The sequence below is a fragment of the Streptomyces sp. NPDC058464 genome (assembly GCF_042721035.1).
Taxonomy (GTDB): Bacteria; Actinomycetota; Actinomycetes; order Streptomycetales; family Streptomycetaceae; genus Streptomyces.
The window spans coordinates 1-4,313 of the sequence record NZ_JBHXMA010000111.1 but is presented as its reverse complement, the minus strand read 5'-3'; the positions used below and the strand labels follow the sequence as shown (position 1 = coordinate 4,313).

Here is a 4,313-nt window from a genome sequence, read left to right as displayed (position 1 = left end):
GGGGGGGGGGGGGGGGGCCCCGGGGGGGGGGCCCCCCCCGGCCCGCCGGCCTTACGCCGGGCACGTCTCTGACCGATCGTCAGATCCGGTGCTCCGGAGCCCGGTTCAGCACTGGGACTTGTAGAAGTACTTGCTGACCGACGGGTCGTTCATGTTGTCCTTGGTGATCGCCACCATGTTGGTGCCGATCGACTTGCTGACCGACTTGCCCTCGAAGGCGTTGGCGAGCTGGTCCACCGCCTGCCGGCCGATCGCCGCCGGGTCCTGGGCGACCAGCACCTGGAGGGTGCCCGACTTCAGCGAGGCGATCTCGTCCGGCTCGGCGTCGAACGCGGCCACCTTCACGGCGCCTTCCTTGCCGGCCTGCTTCAGCCCGGTGGCGATGCCCTGACCGGTGTTGGTGTTGCCCGCGAACACCCCGCCGAGGTCCGGGTGGGCGGCGAGCGTCGACTGGATCTGGGAGGCCGCCGTGGCCGGCAGGTCGTTGTCGTAGAGCGTGGGCAGCACCTTGATCTTCGGGTACTTGGCCATCTCCTCGGTGAAGCCCTTGATCCGTGCGTCGGTCGTCGACACGCCGGGCTTGACGCTGATGACGATGGCCGAGCCCTTCTCGTTCATCAGCTTGGCCAGCGCGTCGGCGGCGACCCGGCCGCCCTTCTCGTTGTCCGACGAGATCCGTGTGATGCCGATCGAGGTGTCGGTCACCGTCGTGTCCACCAGCGCCACCTTGGTGCCGGCCGACTGGATCTGCTTGAGCGACGGCGTCAGCGCGCTGGTGTCGACCGGCGAGATCAGCAGCCCGTCGGGCCGGGACGCGGCCGTCGAGTCCAGCAGCGGCCGCTGCACGGACACGTCCCACTGCGCGGAACCGTCGGCCGTGAAGTCCATCCCCTTGGCCTTGGCCTCCGCCTGCGCGGCACAGGTCATGGTGATGTAGAAGGGGTCGCTCTTCACCCCGGTGATCAGCCGGACCTTCTTGCCCTTGGCACTGCCCGAACTCCCCGAGCCGCCGCCGTCGTCCGACGAACCGCACGCCGAGGCCCCCGCGCCGAGGGCCAGAACCGTGCCCACCGCGACCAGCAACCGGCGCCTGCTGCGAATGTTCCCCATCACAGAGTCCTCCTTAGCCACGAGCGATTCAGTCTTGCGCTGCGATTCAGTCATGCGCGTTCCCGGGTCTTCCTGCGCAGCTGGTCGATGTAGACGGCCACCACCAGCACCACGCCCACCGCCACGTCCTGCCAGTACTGCTGGACGCCGATCACGATCAGCCCGGTGGTCAGCACCGCCGGGATGAACACGCCGATCACCGTGCCCAGCACCGAACCCCGCCCGCCGAACAGGCTGGTCCCGCCGAGGACCACCGCGGTGATCACCTTGAGGTTGTCGGTGGAGTGCCCGGCGATCGACGTCGTGCCGTACGAGGCCAGCCACATCACCGCGCCCAGCCCGGCCAGCAGCCCCATCAGCCCGTAGACCTTGACCAGTTGGCGGCCCACCGGAATGCCCGCCCGGCGTACGGCCGTGGGGTTCGAGCCGATCGCGAGGGTGTGCTCGCCGAACCGGGTGCCGGCCAGCACCGCGCCGAAGATCGCGGTCACCACGGCCGCCAGGATCACCATCCAGGGGATACCGAGCACCTTGCCGAAACCCAGGCTGTTCTGCAGATGCGTGGAGGCCGCCCCGGCCGGATCCTGGCCGCCGGTGGCGAGTTCGGCGATGCCCAGCGCCGCGCCGAGCCCGCCCAGCGTCACGATCAGCGGCGGCACCTTGCCGGTCGCCACCACGGCGCCCTGCAACGCGCCCCACGCCGTGCCCACCGCCAGCGCGATGACGACACAGAACGCCACCGTGCCCCAGCCCGAAGTCGCCCCGCCGTGATGGATGTTGTACTCACCCGCCGCCACCGCGGCCAGCACCAGCACCGAGCCGATCGACAGATCGATGCCCGCCGTGATGATCACGAACGTCATGCCGACGCCGAGCACCAGGTAGATGGCCGCGTTCACGGCGATCTGGGTGATGTCGTACGTGGTGAAGAACTTGCCCGGCGCCGCGATGGTGAAGAACAGGACCAGCGCCACCAGGATGACAAAGGTCCACAGTTCGTTGAGGGTTGCCGCACGGCGCACCCAGTCGGGCACCGCGGCCCGGCCGCCCACGCCCGCCGCGGCCTTCTCGCTCTGCGCCGTCATCGCGCGCCCTCCGCTTCCCCGGTCCCGTTCGGCCCGTCCAGGGAGCCGGTCATCGCCCCGACCAGCTCCTCGATCGTCGTGTCGGCGGCGGTGTACGACGCGACGCGCCGGCCCAGCCGCAGCACCTCCACCCGGTCCGCGACCGACAGCACCTCGGGCATGTTGTGGCTGATCAGTACGACGCAGATGCCCCGGTCGGCGACCCTGCGGACGGTCTCCAGGACCCGGGCGCGCTGGACGACGCCCAGCGCGGCGGTCGGCTCGTCCATGAAGATGACCTTGTGGGCGAAGGCGACGGCGCGGGCGACCGCGACGGACTGCCGTTGGCCGCCGGACAACGTTGTCACAGGAGCCGTCACATCCTTGAGCTCCACGCCGAGTTCGGCGAAGGCGCTGACCGCCTCCCGGCGCATTTTGGGCCGGTCGAGGACGCCGAGGCGGCCGAGCAGCCCGCTGCGCACGATCTCCCGGCCGAGGTAGAGGTTGGCCGCCGCGTCGAGGTCGGGCGCGAGTGACAGGTCCTGGTACACCGTCTCCACGCCTCGCCGCTGGGCGTCCATCGGACCGGAGAACCGCACCGGTGCCCCGTCCAGACGGACCTCGCCGGAGTCGGGGGCGAGCACGCCCGACAGGACGTTCACCAGAGTGGACTTGCCGGCACCGTTGTCACCGATGAGGGCGACGACCTCGCCGGGGTATGCCGTGAAATCGGCGCCCGAGAGCGCCTGGACGTGGCCGAAACGTTTGACCACCCCATGTGCGGTGAGCAGTGGTTCCCTTGCAGAGGCCATGTTGTGCCTTCTGGTTGGTATCGTTAACAGCTTGGCTGATTCTTGGGGCCCCCGCAGCGGGGTGTCAAGGGTGGTGCAGCGGGTCGCCGAGGGCGCTGGTCGGGCCCTCATCTCCCCTTGTTTGCAAGGCCGTTGATACGCGTGCGAGTTGGTAACGTTAACGAGTCGACGCTCAAACGTGACGCAGCTGGAGGACGTGGCGTGGCAGCCACCCGGCCGACCATGAAGGACGTTGCCGCGGAAGCGGGCGTGAGCACGATGACGGTGTCCCGGGTCGTCAACGGCGATTCGGCCGTCGCCCCGCGGACCGCCGCGCGGGTGGAGGCCGCGGTCCGCAAGCTCGGCTACCAACGCGACGACGTGGCACGGCAGTTACGTCGCACCCATGAACTGAGCCAGATCATCGGCCTGTTGGTCGACGACGTGACCGATCCCTTCATGGCCGCGGTCGCCTCCGCCGCCGAGGACGTCGCCCGGCAGCGCGGCAGCATCATGCTCATCGGCTCCAGCCGCGCCGACCTGCGCCGCGAACGCGAGGTGATAGCGGCGTTCACCGCCCGCCGTGTCGACGGCCTGATCCTCACCCCGGCCGCCGGCAGCCACCGCTTCCTGCGCCCCGCACAGGCGCAGGGCACGAAGATCGTCTGTGTGGACCGGGCGGCCCCCGGCCTGGACGTGGATGCGGTGGTGGTCGACAACTTCGGGGCGGTGCGGGACGCGGTGGCCCACGTGGTGGCACACGGTCACCGCAGGATCGGATTCATCGGCGACACGCCGAGGATCTGGACGTTCGGCGAACGGCGGCGAGGTTATCTGGCGGCCCTTCAGGCCGCGGGCATCGCCGCCGACCCGGCGCTGGTCAGGGACGGTGTGCGCACGGGGCCGGAGGCGGCCGCGGCCGTCACCGGGATGCTGGCACTGCCGGACCCGCCGACGGCGCTCCTCGCCGGCAACGAACTGCTCGCCTTCGGCGCCCTGACCGCGGCCCGCGGCGACCTCGCGTTCGTCGCCTTCGACGACTTCGCGCTCGCGGCCCGGCTGACGCCACCCGTCACGGTGATCGCCCAGGACCCGGTGGCCCTCGCGACCAGCGCGGCACACCTGCTGTTCGCCCGCATCCACGGGGATGTCTCACCGCCGCGCACGGTGGTCATGCCGACGCGGCTGATCCGGCGGGGATCGGGAGAGATCCCGGGGCCCTTCGCCGCGTAGCGGCGCGTGGCGCCGGGTGACGCCGAGTGGGGGCCGGATTCCGGGTGCGGGCCGGTGGGGGCGGGTCGCGCAGTTCCCCGCGCCCCTGACGGGGCGCTTCACACCGGCTCACTGC

At 70.6% G+C, this 4,313-nt stretch carries 4 protein-coding genes; 1 reads left to right on the top strand and 3 read right to left on the bottom strand.

Annotated features, from left to right (window positions below):
- Window positions 1-105 precede the first annotated feature (105 nt).
- From ACFWPQ_RS51850 to ACFWPQ_RS51840, 3 genes are read right to left on the bottom strand one after another with little or no spacing between them, the layout of a single operon-like run.
- Window positions 106-1,110 (bottom strand): ABC transporter substrate-binding protein, encoded by a 1,005-nt coding sequence (locus tag ACFWPQ_RS51850; protein ID WP_384052167.1) that lies wholly within the window; start codon window positions 1,108-1,110, stop codon window positions 106-108.
- Window positions 1,111-1,160: 50 nt separating this feature from the next.
- Window positions 1,161-2,195, bottom strand: a complete 1,035-nt coding sequence (locus tag ACFWPQ_RS51845) for an ABC transporter permease (RefSeq protein WP_384052165.1) — start codon at window positions 2,193-2,195, stop codon at window positions 1,161-1,163.
- Complete coding sequence (locus tag ACFWPQ_RS51840) at window positions 2,192-2,986, bottom strand: ATP-binding cassette domain-containing protein (RefSeq protein ID WP_384052163.1); 795 nt, start codon at window positions 2,984-2,986, stop codon at window positions 2,192-2,194. Before ACFWPQ_RS51840 ends, ACFWPQ_RS51845 begins: the two co-directional genes overlap by 4 nt.
- A gap of 201 nt (window positions 2,987-3,187) precedes the next feature.
- On the opposite strand from ACFWPQ_RS51840, the gene ACFWPQ_RS51835 reads away from it, so the two are divergent.
- Window positions 3,188-4,198: a LacI family DNA-binding transcriptional regulator gene (locus tag ACFWPQ_RS51835; RefSeq protein WP_384052161.1), complete on the top strand. Its 1,011-nt coding sequence runs from the start codon at window positions 3,188-3,190 to the stop codon at window positions 4,196-4,198.
- Window positions 4,199-4,313: the final 115 nt, after the last annotated feature.